The sequence below is a fragment of the Pseudomonas sp. FW305-E2 genome, from assembly GCF_058782925.1.
The window spans coordinates 28,383-44,439 of the sequence record NZ_JBYSYE010000020.1 but is presented as its reverse complement, the minus strand read 5'-3'; the positions used below and the strand labels follow the sequence as shown (position 1 = coordinate 44,439).

The 16,057-nt window shown below is 65.5% G+C and carries 18 protein-coding genes; all 18 read right to left on the bottom strand.

Annotation, left to right across the window (positions count from 1 at the left end; all coding sequences use genetic code 11):
- Positions 1 to 16: 16 nt before the first annotated feature.
- On the bottom strand, positions 17 to 1,330 hold the full coding sequence (gene qhpG, locus AC3WLP_RS16310) for a flavin-dependent monooxygenase QhpG (RefSeq protein WP_088512692.1): 1,314 nt from the start codon (positions 1,328 to 1,330) through the stop codon (positions 17 to 19).
- On the bottom strand, positions 1,323 to 2,000 hold the full coding sequence (qhpE, locus tag AC3WLP_RS16305; RefSeq protein WP_014756944.1) for a subtilisin-like serine protease QhpE: 678 nt from the start codon (positions 1,998 to 2,000) through the stop codon (positions 1,323 to 1,325). Before qhpE ends, qhpG begins: the two co-directional genes overlap by 8 nt.
- Complete coding sequence (locus AC3WLP_RS16300) at positions 1,990 to 3,723, bottom strand: ABC transporter ATP-binding protein (protein ID WP_012052157.1); 1,734 nt, start codon at positions 3,721 to 3,723, stop codon at positions 1,990 to 1,992. The genes qhpE and AC3WLP_RS16300 overlap by 11 nt, the downstream gene beginning before the upstream one ends.
- Before the next feature lies 1 nt (position 3,724).
- A complete protein-coding gene (locus tag AC3WLP_RS16295; protein ID WP_012052156.1) occupies positions 3,725 to 5,635 on the bottom strand; it encodes a sigma-54-dependent Fis family transcriptional regulator in 1,911 nt (636 codons plus the stop codon).
- Positions 5,636 to 5,977: 342 nt separating this feature from the next.
- Complete coding sequence (locus tag AC3WLP_RS16290) at positions 5,978 to 6,214, bottom strand: hypothetical protein (protein ID WP_012052155.1); 237 nt, start codon at positions 6,212 to 6,214, stop codon at positions 5,978 to 5,980.
- Between the two features lie 68 nt (positions 6,215 to 6,282).
- Positions 6,283 to 7,134, bottom strand: coding sequence for a CsgG/HfaB family protein (locus tag AC3WLP_RS16285; RefSeq protein ID WP_012052154.1), 852 nt, complete (start codon positions 7,132 to 7,134; stop codon positions 6,283 to 6,285).
- Between the two features lie 34 nt (positions 7,135 to 7,168).
- On the bottom strand, positions 7,169 to 7,582 hold the full coding sequence (locus AC3WLP_RS16280) for a curli assembly protein CsgF (RefSeq protein WP_003247970.1): 414 nt from the start codon (positions 7,580 to 7,582) through the stop codon (positions 7,169 to 7,171).
- On the bottom strand, positions 7,579 to 7,980 hold the full coding sequence (gene csgE, locus AC3WLP_RS16275) for a curli production assembly/transport protein CsgE (RefSeq protein WP_003247969.1): 402 nt from the start codon (positions 7,978 to 7,980) through the stop codon (positions 7,579 to 7,581). Before csgE ends, AC3WLP_RS16280 begins: the two co-directional genes overlap by 4 nt.
- Positions 7,977 to 8,504, bottom strand: coding sequence for a type II secretion system protein (locus AC3WLP_RS16270; protein WP_012052153.1), 528 nt, complete (start codon positions 8,502 to 8,504; stop codon positions 7,977 to 7,979). The genes csgE and AC3WLP_RS16270 overlap by 4 nt, the downstream gene beginning before the upstream one ends.
- Positions 8,479 to 8,853, bottom strand: a complete 375-nt coding sequence (locus tag AC3WLP_RS16265; protein WP_003247965.1) for a type II secretion system protein — start codon at positions 8,851 to 8,853, stop codon at positions 8,479 to 8,481. The genes AC3WLP_RS16270 and AC3WLP_RS16265 overlap by 26 nt, the downstream gene beginning before the upstream one ends.
- A gap of 5 nt (positions 8,854 to 8,858) precedes the next feature.
- Entirely contained in the window at positions 8,859 to 9,338 is a 480-nt protein-coding gene (locus AC3WLP_RS16260; RefSeq protein WP_003247963.1) for a type II secretion system protein, read from the bottom strand.
- The gene (locus AC3WLP_RS16255) at positions 9,335 to 11,200 is read right to left on the bottom strand and encodes a secretin GspD/PilQ domain-containing protein (protein ID WP_012052152.1); all 1,866 of its coding nucleotides are present in this window, start codon (positions 11,198 to 11,200) and stop codon (positions 9,335 to 9,337) included. The genes AC3WLP_RS16260 and AC3WLP_RS16255 overlap by 4 nt, the downstream gene beginning before the upstream one ends.
- Positions 11,197 to 11,703, bottom strand: a complete 507-nt coding sequence (locus AC3WLP_RS16250) for a hypothetical protein (protein WP_012052151.1) — start codon at positions 11,701 to 11,703, stop codon at positions 11,197 to 11,199. Before AC3WLP_RS16250 ends, AC3WLP_RS16255 begins: the two co-directional genes overlap by 4 nt.
- On the bottom strand, positions 11,703 to 12,266 hold the full coding sequence (locus AC3WLP_RS16245) for a GspMb/PilO family protein (protein ID WP_012052150.1): 564 nt from the start codon (positions 12,264 to 12,266) through the stop codon (positions 11,703 to 11,705). The genes AC3WLP_RS16250 and AC3WLP_RS16245 overlap by 1 nt, the downstream gene beginning before the upstream one ends.
- Entirely contained in the window at positions 12,253 to 12,795 is a 543-nt protein-coding gene (locus AC3WLP_RS16240) for a pilus protein (protein WP_012052149.1), read from the bottom strand. Before AC3WLP_RS16240 ends, AC3WLP_RS16245 begins: the two co-directional genes overlap by 14 nt.
- A gap of 1 nt (position 12,796) precedes the next feature.
- Positions 12,797 to 13,576, bottom strand: coding sequence for a hypothetical protein (locus AC3WLP_RS16235; protein WP_003247953.1), 780 nt, complete (start codon positions 13,574 to 13,576; stop codon positions 12,797 to 12,799).
- Entirely contained in the window at positions 13,560 to 15,356 is a 1,797-nt protein-coding gene (locus AC3WLP_RS16230) for a GspE/PulE family protein (protein WP_012052148.1), read from the bottom strand. Before AC3WLP_RS16230 ends, AC3WLP_RS16235 begins: the two co-directional genes overlap by 17 nt.
- Before the next feature lie 60 nt (positions 15,357 to 15,416).
- Entirely contained in the window at positions 15,417 to 15,950 is a 534-nt protein-coding gene (locus tag AC3WLP_RS16225) for a response regulator (protein WP_017148304.1), read from the bottom strand.
- Positions 15,951 to 16,057 lie beyond the last annotated feature (107 nt).

Here is a 16,057-nt window from a genome sequence, read left to right as displayed (position 1 = left end):
GTCCAGTAGGGCTGATTTACCGCCTCCTGGTCTCAAACCAAGCCAACCCCTGCTCCCTTAGCCACCGCCGCACGCTCCTCTGCTGTTCACCCGCAAGCCCCGACAATACCGCCTCAACAGGCCGCCCACTGCGCATTTGTCGCACCACCGGCGCCAGTTCCACCCCCTGCAAATGCCACACCCCCAACGGCTGATCCGCTGTCACCACGACCTCGGCTTCATCCACCAGCCCGTCACGCAGCACCGGCCGCCGCTCAACCCGCACCGCTTGCCAATCAGCCGCCTGATGCAGGGGTTCCGCATCCGGCCAACCCTGGCGCCGGGCCCAGAACGGTTGCCCCACCCGGCTTTGTTCCTGGGCATAAAAATCCCGGCCAATGCGGGCAAAACGCAAGAACAGCTGCTCGACCCGCTGCTGGTGAAACTGCCGCGCCAGCTCGGCCCGTTCAGGCCTGCGCAGCAACGTATTGATCACCACCGGCGCCTGCAATGCCGAAGAGAGCGACTGAAAAATCCCGTTGCCCGACAGCGGGTCAACGGCCATGGCGGCATCCCCCACCCGGATCCAGTCCTGCCCGACACATTCACCCGCCAGAATGGCGGTACTGCTGCGTGCATGCACCTGTGCCGGTATCAATGCCTGATCGTCGAACAGTTCAGCGACCAACGCGCTGCGGCCCCGCAACGCCACGCAGTACGCTGCCAGCCCAGCCTTTGCCGGCAGCCCGGCAGCGTCCTGGGTGACTTGCCAGTAACAGCGGCCATCTTCCAGCCGTGCCATCCACGCCCAGCCATCCTCCAGGCTCTCCACCGCCGACGCAGGCGCACCCGGGCTACCCTGCCAGACATTGAGCAGGCTGACCGTTTCCGGCCCACGCAGGCGGTCTGTGGCCAGGGGCGCCTGACGGCCTCGAGCCTCGACCAGGAAATCAGCAGTCAGCACCTGCCCATCGTCCAGGCGCACATGATGACCGCCCCCCGGCACGACCTCACGCACCCGCGCCTCGACCACACTCACGCCTGCGCGCTGAAGGTCTTCGCGCAGCGCCTGGTCAAAACGTTGCCGGTCGAGCAAAAACTCCTGGTTCATGTGCAGGTGCTGGCCGTTCCAGCGTACCTGGCGGGTGGCCGGCATGGCCGCCTGGCTCAAGGCCCCACCCAGGCCTGCATGACGCAAGCCCTCCAGCACCCGCTGCGAAACACCTTCAACTGCCGCGAAACGGCGCCACTCCGACACCACCGTCACGGTGTAACCCAGCCGCCGCAAGCCAATGGCCGTGGCGGCCCCCGCAGGGCCGGCGCCCAGCACCACGATGCGCAGCTCAGCCATGGCGGCCACCTCGCCGCTCGGGCCCTTTGAAGGCCGCATGTTCACGCAACCAGTCATGCACTTGCTGGCGGTCCATTCCCTGGGCATCACGCAGCAAGGCGGCAATCTTCCCGCTCAACGCCGCACAACCCAGGCTCGCACCCGCCCGCTCACCCGCCCCCACGTAAGCGCCAAAATCCGCCTGTCGAGTACCCAGCCACGACCACTGGCCCGGTGCACAGCGGGCATCGCCAGTGACCCGAATGACACCCGGGTAGCTGGCCGGGAACACCGGCCCACCCTGCGCCGGGCTGGATGCACACAACAGCACACCCGCGGCCAAAGCCTCGGCACAGGCCTGGTGCAGCACGGGCCGGTCCTGCTGCAAGCCCAGGCTGAGGTTGATCAGCGTCGCCCCCGACTCCACCAGCCACAGCAATGCGGCAGCCACCTGCAACGCACTGGTGCTGGCCTGAGCACTGAACACCTGGGCCACCAGCACCGACACCGGACCGGCCTCGTGTTGCAAGCTGGCGAGCACCGCACTGCCGTGCCCAAGCTGGTCGGGGAGCATTTCACCTTCGCGCAACTGGCCGTCTTCCAGCCAGAAACGGCGGGCGTCCCGCAAGCCGTTGGCCTGCTCCGGCGAGCAGCCGCTGTCGATGATGCCAACGCGCACGTCAGTGCCCATGCTTGATCACCTCCTGCGCCAGTACCTGCAACTGACCGTCATGCAGTTGCAGATGCAGGTCGGCATCGGCCAGGGTCGAAGCCCGGTGGCTGATCAGGATGCGCGTGCGGCCGGCGAACAGCTGGTCGATGGCCGCGATCACTTCACGTTCGGTGGCCTCATCCACCGCCGAAGTGGCCTCGTCCAGCACCAGAATCGCCGGGGCCTGCAACACTGCACGAGCAATGGCAATACGCTGCTTCTGCCCCCCGGACAACTGCTGGCCACGCTCGCCCAGCAGGCCGTCCAGGCCCAGCGGCAGGCTGTCGACCAGGCTGTCCAGCCGCGCCAGGCGCACCACCCGCTCCAGTTCATCACGGCTGGCCTCGGGCACGCCATAAGCCAGGTTCTGCGCCAGGGTGCCACGGAACAGCACGATGTCCTGGCTGACCACGGCGATTCGCCTGCGCAGCGCAGCCAGGTCCAGGTCGCGCAGGTCGACGCCGTCCAGCAGGATGCGCCCGGCGTCCGGGTCGTAGAAGCGCTGCAGCAGGTCGATCAGGGTTGACTTGCCCACGCCGGAGGCACCGCTGATGGCGACTTTCAGGCCACCCGGGATGCTCACCTGCACGTTGTTCAGTACCGCACCCTGGCGCCCCTCATGGGCAAAGCTCAGCGCCTCCAGGCGCAACTCGCCTGGGCCATCGGGGATGGGCTGCGGATTGACTGCCTGATGCACGGTCACCGCTTCGCGCTTGAGCTCCATGACCCGCCCCAGGCTCACGGCCATGCGCTGCACCGCCACATACAGGCCCAGCAGGCTCTGCACCGGCCCCACGGCCATGCCCATGTAGGTAGAAAAGGCGATCAACGCGCCCAACTGCCAAGTACCCTGGATCACCCACCAGCCACCGACCAGAAACGCACAGGCGCGGCACCACGAGGTGAGCGTGCCGGGGATGGCCTGGGTGAAGAATTCGGTCACCTGCACCTTCAGCAGCTGGCGCATGTAACCTTGCCCAAGCTGGTCCAGGCGCCCTGCTTCCCGGCCTTGCTGGCCGGCCGCCTGGATGAACTTCATCGCCGGCAGGGTCTCGACCAGAAAAGACGACACATCCGCCGAGCGCTCACGCAGGTTGCGCACTTCGCGTTCCACCTTGCGCCGCATCCAGCGCAGCCACAGCACCTCGATCGGCACCAGCACCGCCAGCAACAGGGACAACTGCCACGACAGCATCAGCATCAACGTCACCGCACCCACCAGGCCGATCACCGCCGACACCGCCGAGAACAGCGAGTCCACGGCAAAGCGCTGGATCTCTGCCACATCGCCATCCAGCCGCGAAAGGATGTCGCCGATACGCCGCCGCCCGTAGAAGGTCGGTGACAATTGCTGCAGATGGCGGTAAAGGTCATCGCGCAAGGCGAACAGGATGCGCCCCGACAGGCGCGTATGCAGGTAGCGGTTGACGCCGGCCAGCACAGTGCCCAGCAGGCCCGCGCCGATCATGATTGCCGCCATGTGCCAGAGGGTCTGGTAGTCCTTGGCCAACAGCCCTTCGTCGATCAGGGTCTTGACCAGCCAGGGTTGCGCCAGCGCCAGCAGCGATGCACCCAGCGATAAGCCGAGCAACAGGCCGATGGCACGTCGGTGTGGGCGCACGAAACCATACAGCCAGGCCAACGCCTGGCGCATGAGTACAGGGTCGCTGGAATCCACCAGCCTTGCGAACAGGCCGCCCACGTCAGCCGCGCAACTGCTTGAGCTTGCGGTACAGCGTCGCCCGGCTGATACCCAGTGCCGCGGCGGCGGCCGAGACGTTGCCCTGGTGGCGCGCCAGAGCACCGCGAATCTGTTCCAGTTCACTGTCCTTGAGGCTGCCGGAGGGCGCTGCGCTGCTGGCGAGTTCGTCCAGCAGGCAGTCGGTAAGGTGATCGAGTGTCAGCACCTGCTCGCCATCCTCGCGCATGGCGAGGGCGGTGCGCACCACCATTTCCAGCTGGCGGATGTTGCCTGGCCAGTCGAAGCCTTCGAGCAACGCGGTCAACGCCGGGTCGAGGGTTACGCCACGCGCATCGGCCTTGTCCAGCAGGCCTTGGATGATCGCCGCCAGGTCGTCGCGTTCGCGCAGGGCCGGCAGGCGCAGCGACACGCCGTTGACCCGGTAGAACAGGTCTTCACGGAAGTGCTGCTCCTGCACCAGGCGCTTGAGGTCGCGGTGGGTGGCGCAGATCAGCGCCACGTCGATGTCCTGCTCGTCGCCCGCCCCCAAGGGTGCTACGCGGCGCTCCTGCAGCACCCGCAGCAGGCGTGCTTGCAGGGCCAGCGGCATGTCGCCGATTTCGTCGAGGAACAGCGTGCCACCATGGGCCTGCATCAGCCGCCCGACCATGCCGCCCCGGCGCGAACCGGTGAAGGCGCCCTCACGGTAGCCGAACAGCTCGGACTCGATCAGCCCTTCGGGAATGGCCGCGCAGTTGACTGCCACAAACGGTTTGTCGGCACGCGGGCTGGCCTGGTGCAAGGCGCGAGCGACCACTTCCTTGCCGGTACCGGTTTCGCCCAGCAGCAGCACTGGCAAACCATTGCCCAGCCCCTGGCGAGCCATGCGCAGGTTGCGCGCCAGGCGTTGATCACCACCGGCCAGAGCATCGAGTGCAGGTGACTGTTTGCTCAAGGCCGGCTTGCTGGATGGTGTGCTGGGGGTTACCCGGCCATGGCGCGGCAGCTGTAGGGCACGGAAATAGAACTCGCCCTTGGCGGTCTGCACGCTGCTGACCCCACCCTGCCACAGGCGAGCGATAAAGGCCGGGGAACGTTCGCCCAGCAGGTCGGTGCTGCGCCGACCAATCAGTTCGTGACGCGGCACCTGCAACAGCTGGCAGGCACTGTCGTTGGCAGCCAGCACTTCGCCGTCCAGGCTCAGGGCCAACAGGCCGTGCCAGGCACTGTTGAGGTACTGCGGGCGGCTGTGGAAGGCCAGCACCAACTGGTCCGGGTGGCACAGGCCAAACAGGCGGCTTTCAATGTTGCCGGCCGCCAGCATCAGGGTCGACAGGCTGTCCTGCGGTTGCGCCATCACCCCTTCGCGGGTGATGTCGAGCACGCCGATCACCTCGCCCCGCGGGTCGCGCAGTGGCACGGAAGTACAGGAGAACGGGCTCAGGCGGTCAAGGTAATGTTCGCCGCAGTTGATCAGCGTCGGCCGGCCTTCGACCACGGCCGTGCCGATGGCATTGGTGCCGCGCAGCGATTCGCTCCAGCAACTGCCCGGGTGCAGATCGCGCAGGCCTTCGCGTTGCAGCACGTGCTTCTGGCCTTCGATGGCCAGCACGTTGGCCTGGGCATCGCCGAGGATGACGATGCCAGCCTTGCCCTGGCGCGCGACCAGGTAGTCGAGTTCGGGGGTAACGGCATCGATCAACAGGCGGTTGCGCGCCAGCAGCAGGCGCAGGTCATGGCCCTGTTCCAAGCCCAAGCCGACCTGTTCGCCCTGCAGGCAATCCAGGCCGTGGCCCAGGCTGCGGCGCCAGGAAGCGTCGATCTCATCACGCAGCATGCCCAGCGGTAGTTCGCCTTCGCTGACCAGCTTCAGGCGGGCCTCGCGGGATTCGTGCAGCGGGTCGTGGGCGTTTGTTATAAGTTGTCGCGCCATTTTCTACTCCGGCTGTGCCCTGCAACGTTGGCAGGGTACGGGCTTGGGAATTTTCCGCAGTGTGCGGGAGAAATGGCTGGCCGTCATCTGGTAGTGGATGGATTGGGGTGTAGCTGGCCAGGTTACTGTAAGCGGGCGCAATTGCTGTGGGCGCTGGCTTGCCGGCGATCACCGGCGTTGCCGGTGCGATACACCGCGTCGCCTGCTTCGCGGGCTTGCCCGCTCCCACAGGGTGGCACCAAGCCTGAGGACTGCGCATACCTGTGTGTGCGGGCGAGCCCGCGAAGAGGCCCTCGAGGTCAATCAGGGATATCGATCGCTATCACCAATACCCAAGCCCCGTCAGGCACTCGACGCCGCCTTCCGCCCAGCCAGCTGCTGCCTCTCAACCCCATCCAGCAACGCCTCCACCACCGCCTTGGCCGAATCCAACCCATGGTCATTGCTCAACAACAGATCACGGCAGGTGCCCTTGGCCAGTTCCAGCGCCTTGAGGTTGGTCGCAAACGCCCCTTTCAGCAGCGTGGACAGGCGCACCAGCGCATCTTCGTAATCCACGCCCGAACGAACGGCGAACAACGGTGGATGGCTGCATTATCGCGACAAAAGGCCCACACATCGACCGCGCAGGTGCCGTTGAATCTGCTTCAAGGCTGCTGATTCTGGCTCAAGAACTTGTCCACCGTGGCCTTGCCATCAGCTGGATCCCCCGCCACCTGCCACAACCGCCGCTCGATCCCCTGCGCCAGCAAGTGCCCCACCGCCGATTCAATCGCCGACAGCACGCACAACTGCGCCGGTTCATTGGTGGTATACCCCACCTCGGCTTCCAGCAGCTTCTTGAACTCGATGAACTTGAACACGCCGGCACTGCGCCCTACCGAGTAGATGGTCTTGCTGGTCATCACGTTGGCCAGCACCTGCCCGGTGCGCACGTCCACAGCGCGCAGGTTGACGGTGACCTGGTCCACCCGGTACTCGCGGGAGATGTCGATGCCTAGGTAGCGGGCGCCTTCGCCGCCGCTGCGCACGTTGGTGTCGTAGGCAATGATGCCGCCCTCCAGCATCAGGTTGGCGGCCTGCAGCGGGGGCAGTTCGCCCATGATGTTTTCCGCGACATCCGGCTTTTTCTGCGACGCGCGGATGATCTTGCGCTCGGTCAGCAGGTTCTGCAGCCCTTCACGCTCCAGCACCACGAACCAGCCGCTGGCACTCAAGGCGTCCATCAACATGCTGGCCGCGCCTTGGGTGACGCTGGTGGAAAACGAGCTGGCCGGGGTCGGCTTGTACTGCCCGGTCTGGTCGCGGAAGCCGTACACCACGGCCATCAGCCGGCCTTTGGGCCGTGGCATGTTGATCAGGTCGTAGTAGGTCGAGGCCCGAGGGGTCAGGGTCGGGGTTTCCGAGTCCTGTTCGGCCGACATGGGTTCGCGCAGGCTGCAACCACTTTGCAGGCCCAGGGCGGTGAGGATCAGCAGCGCGCTCAGCAGACGTTTCATGGTGTTCTCTCCCCAACATAAAAGCCCTTCCCTCTCAGGGGTTCAGGCCGCTGACCTCAATGATCGAAATTTCTCCTGTGGCACGATCGGTGACCTTGATGCTCAAGGCCCCGGAATCGTCGATGACGTCGATGAGAAACGCATCGGTCGCCATGCTGCCGGTGTTGCCGTTGCTGATGTTGTCCAGCAACTGCGACAACATCCGCGACTCCAGCTGGTTGCTGAAGCGCTCAAGGGCCGTGGTGCCGGTAAAGGCCGAGGCGCGGTCCTTGAGGTCCGGGTCGTCGTAGTCGTTCTGCGCCTGGGCGTTGTTCAACAGCCAGGTGCCGTTCAACGGGTTGCCGCCAAAGGCCGGGTTGACCGGGGTGTACACCAGCTCGGTGGCCTGGGCAGCACAGGCGCTGGCCAGCAGGCAGGCGGCAATGCAACGGGGTATGCGGTGGTTCATAGCTCGTCCCTCTCCAAGTCGGTGGTGTCCTGTAGCAGACGTTGCAGCTTGCGTTGAATGATCTGCTGCTTGACCAGGTCGGCAGCGGCGACGGCCTCGTCTTTGAGCTCGGTGGTATTGGGTGGCAGGAAGCGGCGGTACACCACTTCACGCTCGAACTCCACCGTCACCAGGCTGCCCCAGCGGGCATCGGGGCGTTCGCGTACCACCAGGTTGAAGTCCAGACGGCTGGTGGCACGCAGGCGGTCGGCGAAGTAGTAGTAAAAGTCGTGGCCAATGTGCGAGATGGTGTTGTCGACGATAAAACCCTGCATCTCGTCTTCAGCACCCGCCTTGGCGCAGGTGGTCACCCCAGCCATCAGCAGCAGGCTCAGGCACAGCGCAGTCAGGCGCTTCATGGCGTGTCTCCCGGGCCTGCATTCGTCTGCACACCGCGTGCACTTTCTGTAAAGGCCTGCTCGGCGACGAACTGCCAGTCGCTGTAGTGCTCCATCCCCTCGAACCCGCTCCATTCGGCGCTGAAGCCACTGCGCTTGAAAGGGGTGGCGTCCGAACGGCTGTAGACGCCAGTGATACGGCCGTCGATCGAGCGCAGCAGGCCCCATTCGTCGCTGTTGCTGATCGGGTCAGGGTAAAGCCTGCGGATATGCCGTTTGGCCTGCGGGAAACGGTTGTCCTGCAGCAGGTCGGCCAAGTCTTGCGGGTACTGGGCCAGCCCGGGGGATGCGCGGTAGTAGCTGCGCAGGGCCTGGGCGTACTGGCTGCCTACCCACAGCAACTGGCGTTCGCGGTCGCGCTGGGCGGCGCTCGCCCAGATCGTGCCGGTGGCAGCCAGGGATACGCTGCTGACCGCTATCAGCAGCAGCACACCCAGGTAGGTGAAGCCGCCGTTGGCCTTACCATTCAGCGAAGAGGCTGCCATCACGCGCCCTCCCTGTGGCACCGCTCTTGATATCGGCCACGCCGCCCGCCACGCCCTCGGGCGGCGGCACCAACTGCCAGGCATCGCTGCGCTCGGTGATCGGGTCGACCGGTGTGTTGCGCAGGTAACGTTGCTCCACCAGTTGTTCCAGCGAATCGGGGTAGTGGCCGGTATCACCGTAGTAGTGGTCCAGCGCCTCGCGCAGCACTGCCAGGCTCTGACGCAGGGTGGCCTCGCGCGAGCTTTCCAGGCTGTTGAAGTAGCGCGGCATGGCGATGGTCATCAGCGTGGCGATGATCGCCATCACCACCAGCAGTTCGATCAGGGTGAAGCCTTTGCTGCGTTTCATGGCTGTCACCATTGCCCGTAAGGGATATTGTTCAGGCCTTTGCCGCGGGCCCTGGAGTACACGTCGAACACGTCTTCGCCGTCGCGCGGGTTGTCGGGGCTGCTGTCGTAGGCGCGCAAGCCCCAGCCGCCTTCGTCTTCATCCTTTGCCGCCACCAGCGGGTCGTGCGGGATGCGCCGCAGGAAGTAGAACTTGGCGCCCTTGGCACTGCGCACATCGCGCACGCCCTCTACCAGCACCTGCAGGTTCGGCGGGTAGCCACTGCTGTCCACGCGCTTCTCGATGTAGCCGGCGTCGAAGGCCCGCTTGTAGGCATCGATGGCGTCGCGAATCTGGTACAGCGCCTCGCGCAGTTGCTGCTCCTTGCCGCGGCGTACCACTGTTTCGGTCAGCGGCGCGGCCATGCTGGCGAGCAACCCGAGCAGTGCCAGGGTCAGCACCACCTCGATCAGGCTGAAGCCGTGCATGCGACGCCGCGCGTTCATGGCCGTGGGCTCCCGTTGACCGGGGCGACCGCCATCTGGCTGTCCACGACCGGTTCATCGGTGGTCGGCGCATTACCGGGTACGTCCATCGGCGGCAGTGGCGCCATCTGGCGCACCTGCATGGCCGACTCGGTGCCCGTGGAAAACTCCATGTCCGACGGGCTCTGGTACGGCAGGTTACGTACGATGCGCGGGGTGATCGCCAGCACCAGCTCACTCTTGCTCATGTCGTCCTTGTTGCTGCCGAACAGCCGGCCCAGGCCCGGGATATCGCCAAGGCCGGGAATCTTGTTGCCACTGGCGTTGTGGTCGTTGCGCACCAGGCCGGCCAGCACCTGGGTTTCGCCGTCATGCAGGCGCAGGCTGGTCTGCGCGTTGCGGGTGTCGACCTGGACCGGGATGGTGCCCTGGCGGGTGGCCTCCAGCGGGGTGGCGTTGCTGACCTCGAGCGCCACCTTGATCGCCACTTCGTTGTTCAGGTGCACGGTGGGCTGCACTTCAAGCTTCAGGCCGACGTCCAGGTAGGTGACGCTCTCGGTAATGACCGGCCCTTGGGTCGATGGCACCGAGGTGGCGCTGATGATCGGTACCCGCTGGCCGATGTGGATGCGCGCTTGCTCGCGGTTGCTGACGCGGATCACCGGGCTGGCCAGGGTGTTGATGTCCTTGTCCTGGGCGTTGATCTTGGCCTGCGGCGCCGGCGCAATGCTGATGCGGCTGGAACTGATGCCCTTGAGCTGGTCGAGCACGCTGACCGGGTTGCCATCGTCGCTCAGCACGCCGAAGGTGTTCGGCCATTGCAGGCCAAGGTCGAGGATGCGCGAGGTGGCCACCTCCATCACCTCCACTTCCAGCACCACCTCGGGGTTGGACTGGTCCTGCGACTGCAGCAGCTTCTCGGCCATGCGCACCGCGTCCGACGTGTCGCGCATGGTCAGGGTGTTGAGGCGCTCGTCAACGAACACGTCGCGGGTCTTGAGCATGGTCTTGACCATGTTCAACGCGGTATTGGCGTCGATGCTGGTCAGGTAGAACGTACGCATGACCAGTTCCTGGTAGTCCTTGGTCTTCTGCGGCGAATCGGGGTAGACCATGACGGTGTTGTCGTTGACGATCTTCTGGCGCAGCTGGTTTTGTTCCAGCAGCAGCGCTATCGCGTCCTCGATGCGCACCTCGCGCACGAAGATGGTGGCTTTCATGTCCGGGCGCAGGTCCTTGTCGAAGATGAAGTTGATGCCGGCCACCTGCGACAGCACTTCGAAGATGGTCTTCAGGTTGGCATCGCGAAACTCCAGGGTGACCGGCCGCTCGAGCTTGCTGCGCAATTGCGGGTACGGCTGCGCGGTGCGTGCCTGCACGTTTTCGATGTCGCTGCGCAGGGTTATGCCCTTCTGGTTCTGCGGGTCCAGACGCAAGACTTCGCGCATGTAACGTTCGGCACCGAACAGGTCGCCCTGGCGCAGCGCCGCCTGGCCAAGCGCTACGCGATCGTCCAGGGTGCGGATCAGCTCCAGCTGGCGAATGCCATCCTGGGCGCGGCGGTTGTTCGGCTCCAGGGTGAGCACCCGGCCATAGCCCATGCGGGCATTGGCGAAGTCATGGCGGACGCGGTCGCTGTCGGCCTGGCTGATCAGGGCCTCGACTGCCGCCTGGCGGCTGTGGGCCAGGGCGATATTCAGCTCTGTGTCACGCGGGTCGTCGCGCAGGGCCTCTTCCAGGCGGGCGATGCCGGCCTCGTACTGGCCCTCTTTCATCAACTGGTCGCTGTCCTGGCGAACCGCACTGGAGCCGCAACCGGCAATGGCCACGCACAGCGCCACGAGCAGAAACGGAGCAGGCTTGCACAGCTTTGACGACTTCATGGTGCGCTCCCGACAGACAAGGTCTGCGACTGGTGCAAAGGCAGGTAGACCAGGTTCAGCTCGCTGGCCGATACCCGATCGAGGCGATAGGTGTCTTCGATCACGTCGCCTTGGCGCACGACGTAGAGTTTTTCGCCGCTCTGCAGGAAGACCTGCAGGTCGTCGCGGTCACCCATGCGGCCGATGAACTGGAAAGGCAGCTCCGGGGCCGTCGGGGCCGCGGCGACGACAGGTGCGGTCATGACGGGTTGTTCGGTGACCGTGGCCAGGGTTTTGGGTGGCGTCCATTGCTGGGTTGGGAACAGGTCGCGGGAGGCCTGTTCCGGCCCTTTCGCGGGTAAGCCCGCGCCGACCATGGACGCAGCGCTTTCTGTTGCAGGCGCGGGTTTACCCGCGAAGGCCGCGACGCCATCGTCCTGGCCAAACCAATGGTCCGGTGCCCAGGCCAGCGCCGCGCTCACGCCAAGGAAGCCGGCCCAGATGACTGCACGTTGTGTGTTCATCATGACCTCGACAGGTAAAGGGTCATGCGCAGGCGGGCATTGAGCTCGCTGTCGCCGATGCGTTTGCGTTGCAGCTCAAGGTCTTCCAGCACCAGCGTCGGCAGTTGCTTGAGCAGGCCCTTGATAAAGCCGCGAATCTGCGGGTAGCTGCCGCGCACTGGCAGCACGATCTGGTAGCGGGCCAGCTGGGTCTTGGGGTCGATGCCCAGCGCGTATTCACCGCGGGCCAAGCTGATGCGCTCGGCGCTGGCCAGGCGGTACAGACGCTCGATCAGCTCGCTGGCCTGGGGCTGACCGGGCAGTTGCTGGCGCAGGCTGTCGAGGGCCTGCTGCTCGGGCTGGACCGCAATCTTCAGCTCACCCCGCTTGACACGCCCCACCTGTTCGCCGGCCTGAGCTTCGCTGGCGCGCAGTTCGCGTACGCTTTGCCATTGCGGCAGCACACCGGCACACCCCACGCCAATGGCGAGCAGGCCCACGGCTATGGCAGCCAGGCCTACCGGGCCGACAACGCGCAGGCGCTCCTGGAGGATCAGGCTGCTGAACGATTCAAGGGCGCGCATGGCCGGTCTCCCAGGTGGCGGTGAGGGTGAAGCGCACCGGGTGCTCGGGCCGCGCAGCGAGCACTTCGTGGTTGAGCAGCGACACGTCGCTGAGCTCGTCGCTGGCTTCCAGGCGCTGGTGGTACTGCAGCATCGCTTCGAGGTTGCGCGCCTCGGCGGCAATGCGCACCTGGCCCTTGCGCGCATCCGGCGTCAGGCCGAGCAGCGCGACGTCGTCCTGCGGCATGGCTTCAAGCATGGCGAACAGTTGCTGCCAAGGGCGTTGCAGTTGCTGCGACACACTGCGCATTTGTGCCAGGCGCTCAGCCTGCTCCCGGCTGGCAGCGCTGTTATTGGGTTGTGCGATGGCCGGGCGCCGGCCCAGTTGCAGTTCCAGGCTATGGACGCTGGCTTCCAGCGCCACGTGCTCGGTCTGCAAGCGTTGCTGCAGCAGCACCAGGCCGGCGACCATGGCGCAGGCAAGGATGAGCAGCGACCAAACCAGCGGTCCGCTGCGCCGTGGCTGGAATTCCAGGTCGAGGCGGCGCATGTCAGGCCACCGCCCGCCACATGGCGCACAGCGGGTCGGCTTCGCTGGCCGGCTGGCACAATTGCACGGCCGCCAGTTGCGGCACGTCGCAGCGGCCCGGGGCATGCAGGTACACCCGCGGCAGGTGCTCGCCGTACAGCTCACAGGTACGCTCGATCAGTGCTTGCAGGGCCTGGTCGCTGTCAGCGCAGCCTTGCGCCAGCACTTGTTGCCAGGCACCGCCGGCGGCCAGCAGCAATACACTGCGGCGCGGCTCGGCCAGCACGAACAGGAAGTCACCCTGCTCCAGCTGTGACCAGCAACGGTTGTAGGCAGCCATCAGGTATGGCTGCACCGAGCGCAGGCTCAGGCGGCTTTCCCGGCCCAGTGCCTGCAGCCGCTGCAGCAAGGCTTCGGGCAGCGCCGTGGCGATGCGGGCGGCACCGGCAGGCTCCGGTGACAGCACGATGCGCCAGTCGTCCAACGGCTGCCCGTAGAGGTTTTCGAAGCAAGCGCGGGCATAGGCGTCCAGCTCGCGAGGGTGGCCGATGGCGTCACTCCAGGGCACCAGACAGAAGCGGCTGTAGCGGGCCGACAGCAACACCCGCAACTGGGCGCCACGTACCGCATGCTCGGCCAGCAGTGCGGCCAGCCCGTCGACAGCGGCATCCCAGGTCGGTTGGATGGCGTCGCTGCTGAACGCGCGGCTGCCCAGCCATTGGTGGTGATTGTTGTGCCAGCGACCCAGGCCGACACCCTCGGCGCCCAAGACGGCGCAGTAACGGTCAGATGAATGTGACACGGTTGATCTCCTCAAGGGTGGTACGGCCATCGCGGACCAGGTCCAAGGCCGAGGCTCGCAGCAGGCGCAGGCCGCGCTGGCAGGCAAGCGTCTTGATCTGCGCCAGCGGGCGGCGCTCCACGATCATTTGCCGCAGGTCGTCATCCAGGTGCAGCAGTTCGGCAATGGCACTGCGGCCGCGGTAACCACTGCCACGGCAGTGGCCGCAGCCCTTGACGCGGACGAATGTCCAGCCGGCCACCCCCTCGCGGGTCAGGCCTGAGCCATACAGGGTGTCGTCATCGTGTTCGCAGGGCGTGGCACAGTGCGGGCAGGCCAGGCGAATCAGGCGCTGGGCCAGCACCGCGTTGAGCGCAGAAACGAAGCTGTAGGGGTCGACCTGCATCTGGCTGAAGCGGCCAATCACGTCGAACACGTTGTTGGCGTGGATGGTGGTGAACACCAGATGGCCGGTGAGCGCCGATTGCACGGCAATCTGGGCCGTGTCGGGGTCACGGATTTCACCGACCAGGATCTTGTCCGGGTCGTGACGCAGGATCGAGCGCAGGCCGCGGGCGAAGGTCAGGCCCTTCTTCTCGTTGACCGGGATCTGCAGCACGCCGGGCAGTTGATACTCGACCGGGTCCTCGATGGTGATGATCTTGTCCACGCCATGGTTGATCTCGCTGATCATGGCGTACAGGGTGGTGGTCTTGCCGCTGCCTGTAGGGCCGGTGACCAGGATCATGCCGTAGGGTTCTGCCGCCAACCGGCGCAGGGCGCGCAAGGTTTCGTCGGCAAAGCCCAAGGCTTGCAGTTGCACGCCGCTGACCCGGTCGGACAAGTCCTGCTTGTCGAGCACCCGCAGCACGGCATCTTCACCGAAGATGCTAGGCATGATCGACACCCGGAAGTCGATTTGCCGGTCGCCCACGGCCACCTTGAAGCGGCCGTCCTGGGGCACGCGTTTTTCGCCGATGTCCAGCTCGGCCATGACCTTGATGCGCGAGATCACCTGGTCGGCGAAGGCGCTGCCACTGGCCTTGCCGGCACCGTTGAGCACGCCGTCGATGCGGTACTTGATGGTCAGGCCCTGGCCGGTCATGCCCAGGTGGATGTCGCTGGCGTGCAGCTTGAGGGCGTCGTACAGGGTGGAGTTGACCAGCTTGACCACGCGGCTCTGGTCTTCGCTGATACTGGCCAGCGACAGGCGTTGCAGCGGGTCGCTTTCGCTGCTGGCGTCGGCGTCGTGGTCAAGGGCATCGACTGCGTGGAAGCTTTCTTCATGACGGGCCAGAAAGGTGGCCAGGTCGGCGGCGTGGGCCAGGTAAAGCGGCGCGCCTTGCAGTACGTCGTCGATCCAGGCCAGGCGGGCGTGGTCGAAGGGGTCGGCGAACACGCCCAGCAGTTGGCCGCCTTGCTCGATCAGCACACATTCGCGCTTGAGGCACTGGGCCAAGGCCAGCTTGTCGAAGCGTGGGGTGCTGGCCAGCAGGCTGTGGCTGTCGAGTACCGGGTAATGCAGGGTCAGGCCCAGGCGCTGGGTGAAGGTGTCGGGGGTGTCGCAGGCCAGGCGTTCCAGGCAGTCGAGCAGGCGCTCGTCGGTGGCTTGCAGACGGGCCTGGGCCAGCAGTTCGCGGGGGTAGGCGGAAATTTTTGCTGGGTTCTTCGCGGGCGTGCCCGCTCCCACAGGTACATCACAGGTCTGTGGGCTGCATACATCCTGTGGGAGCGGGCCTGCGCGCGAAGACGTCGGTGCAGGCTTTGCAGATTCCGGGGTTGCATCGAATGCTTCTGGCATGGCCTGCGACTCCGCTCAGGGGCGCGTCGCAGGCTGGCTCGGCCAGGGGTGCGGGCGCCGCTATTCCCCTGTGAGCAGTTGATCGTCGTCGGGCCCTGGTGGCTTGGCGCCATTACGGCGGCGGTCGGCCAACACCCAGCTTCCATCGTACAACTGCAGGGGGAACGATTCGTTCCTGTTCTGGCGTCGTTCGACGAACCCTTCGGCCGGGTTGTCCGTGGCCCTGCGCCGGCGCTCGATGCCCAGCAGGTCGAAGATCGCACGCGCCAGCTCCATCAGTGGGAACGGCTTGAACAGGACGTGACTCACACCGAGTTCGGCGGCCCGCTCACGCACCTCGACGGTGGGGTGGGCGGTGATCAGCACGAAGTGGCATTGCCTGTTCTTGCGTACAGCCTCCAGAACCTGAAAACCTTCCATGTCGGGCAGGCGGTAATCCAGCACAACTACTTGCGGTGCCAGGCTATCAGCCTGTTCGATACCACTGGCACCGTCGTGGGCAACATGAACTTCCAGGCCTTGCGCCTGCAGATACGCTTGCAGGTTCTGCGCAAGAGTCTGTTCGTCATCGACTACCAATACTCTGTTCACCAAGGTCGACTCCCCAATACTGCCCGGTTCCCCGGTCTGCGAAGTGCGCCCTTGTAGAGACTTGAGCAGGCTTCGTGCCAGGCGTGAATAGTCATGTTGCACCACTGTAA

Coding starts and splice junctions, on each gene's coding strand:
- qhpG (WP_088512692.1), bottom strand. CDS start 1,330: ATGGCTGAGCTGCGCATCGTGGTGCTGGGCGCCGGCCCTGCGGGGGCC.
- qhpE (WP_014756944.1), bottom strand. CDS start 2,000: ATGGGCACTGACGTGCGCGTTGGCATCATCGACAGCGGCTGCTCGCCG.
- AC3WLP_RS16295 (WP_012052156.1), bottom strand. CDS start 5,635: ATGGCGCGACAACTTATAACAAACGCCCACGACCCGCTGCACGAATCC.
- AC3WLP_RS16285 (WP_012052154.1), bottom strand. CDS start 7,134: ATGAAACGTCTGCTGAGCGCGCTGCTGATCCTCACCGCCCTGGGCCTG.
- AC3WLP_RS16280 (WP_003247970.1), bottom strand. CDS start 7,582: ATGAACCACCGCATACCCCGTTGCATTGCCGCCTGCCTGCTGGCCAGC.
- csgE (WP_003247969.1), bottom strand. CDS start 7,980: ATGAAGCGCCTGACTGCGCTGTGCCTGAGCCTGCTGCTGATGGCTGGG.
- AC3WLP_RS16270 (WP_012052153.1), bottom strand. CDS start 8,504: ATGGCAGCCTCTTCGCTGAATGGTAAGGCCAACGGCGGCTTCACCTAC.
- AC3WLP_RS16265 (WP_003247965.1), bottom strand. CDS start 8,853: ATGAAACGCAGCAAAGGCTTCACCCTGATCGAACTGCTGGTGGTGATG.
- AC3WLP_RS16260 (WP_003247963.1), bottom strand. CDS start 9,338: ATGAACGCGCGGCGTCGCATGCACGGCTTCAGCCTGATCGAGGTGGTG.
- AC3WLP_RS16255 (WP_012052152.1), bottom strand. CDS start 11,200: ATGAAGTCGTCAAAGCTGTGCAAGCCTGCTCCGTTTCTGCTCGTGGCG.
- AC3WLP_RS16250 (WP_012052151.1), bottom strand. CDS start 11,703: ATGAACACACAACGTGCAGTCATCTGGGCCGGCTTCCTTGGCGTGAGC.
- AC3WLP_RS16245 (WP_012052150.1), bottom strand. CDS start 12,266: ATGCGCGCCCTTGAATCGTTCAGCAGCCTGATCCTCCAGGAGCGCCTG.
- AC3WLP_RS16240 (WP_012052149.1), bottom strand. CDS start 12,795: ATGCGCCGCCTCGACCTGGAATTCCAGCCACGGCGCAGCGGACCGCTG.
- AC3WLP_RS16230 (WP_012052148.1), bottom strand. CDS start 15,356: ATGCCAGAAGCATTCGATGCAACCCCGGAATCTGCAAAGCCTGCACCG.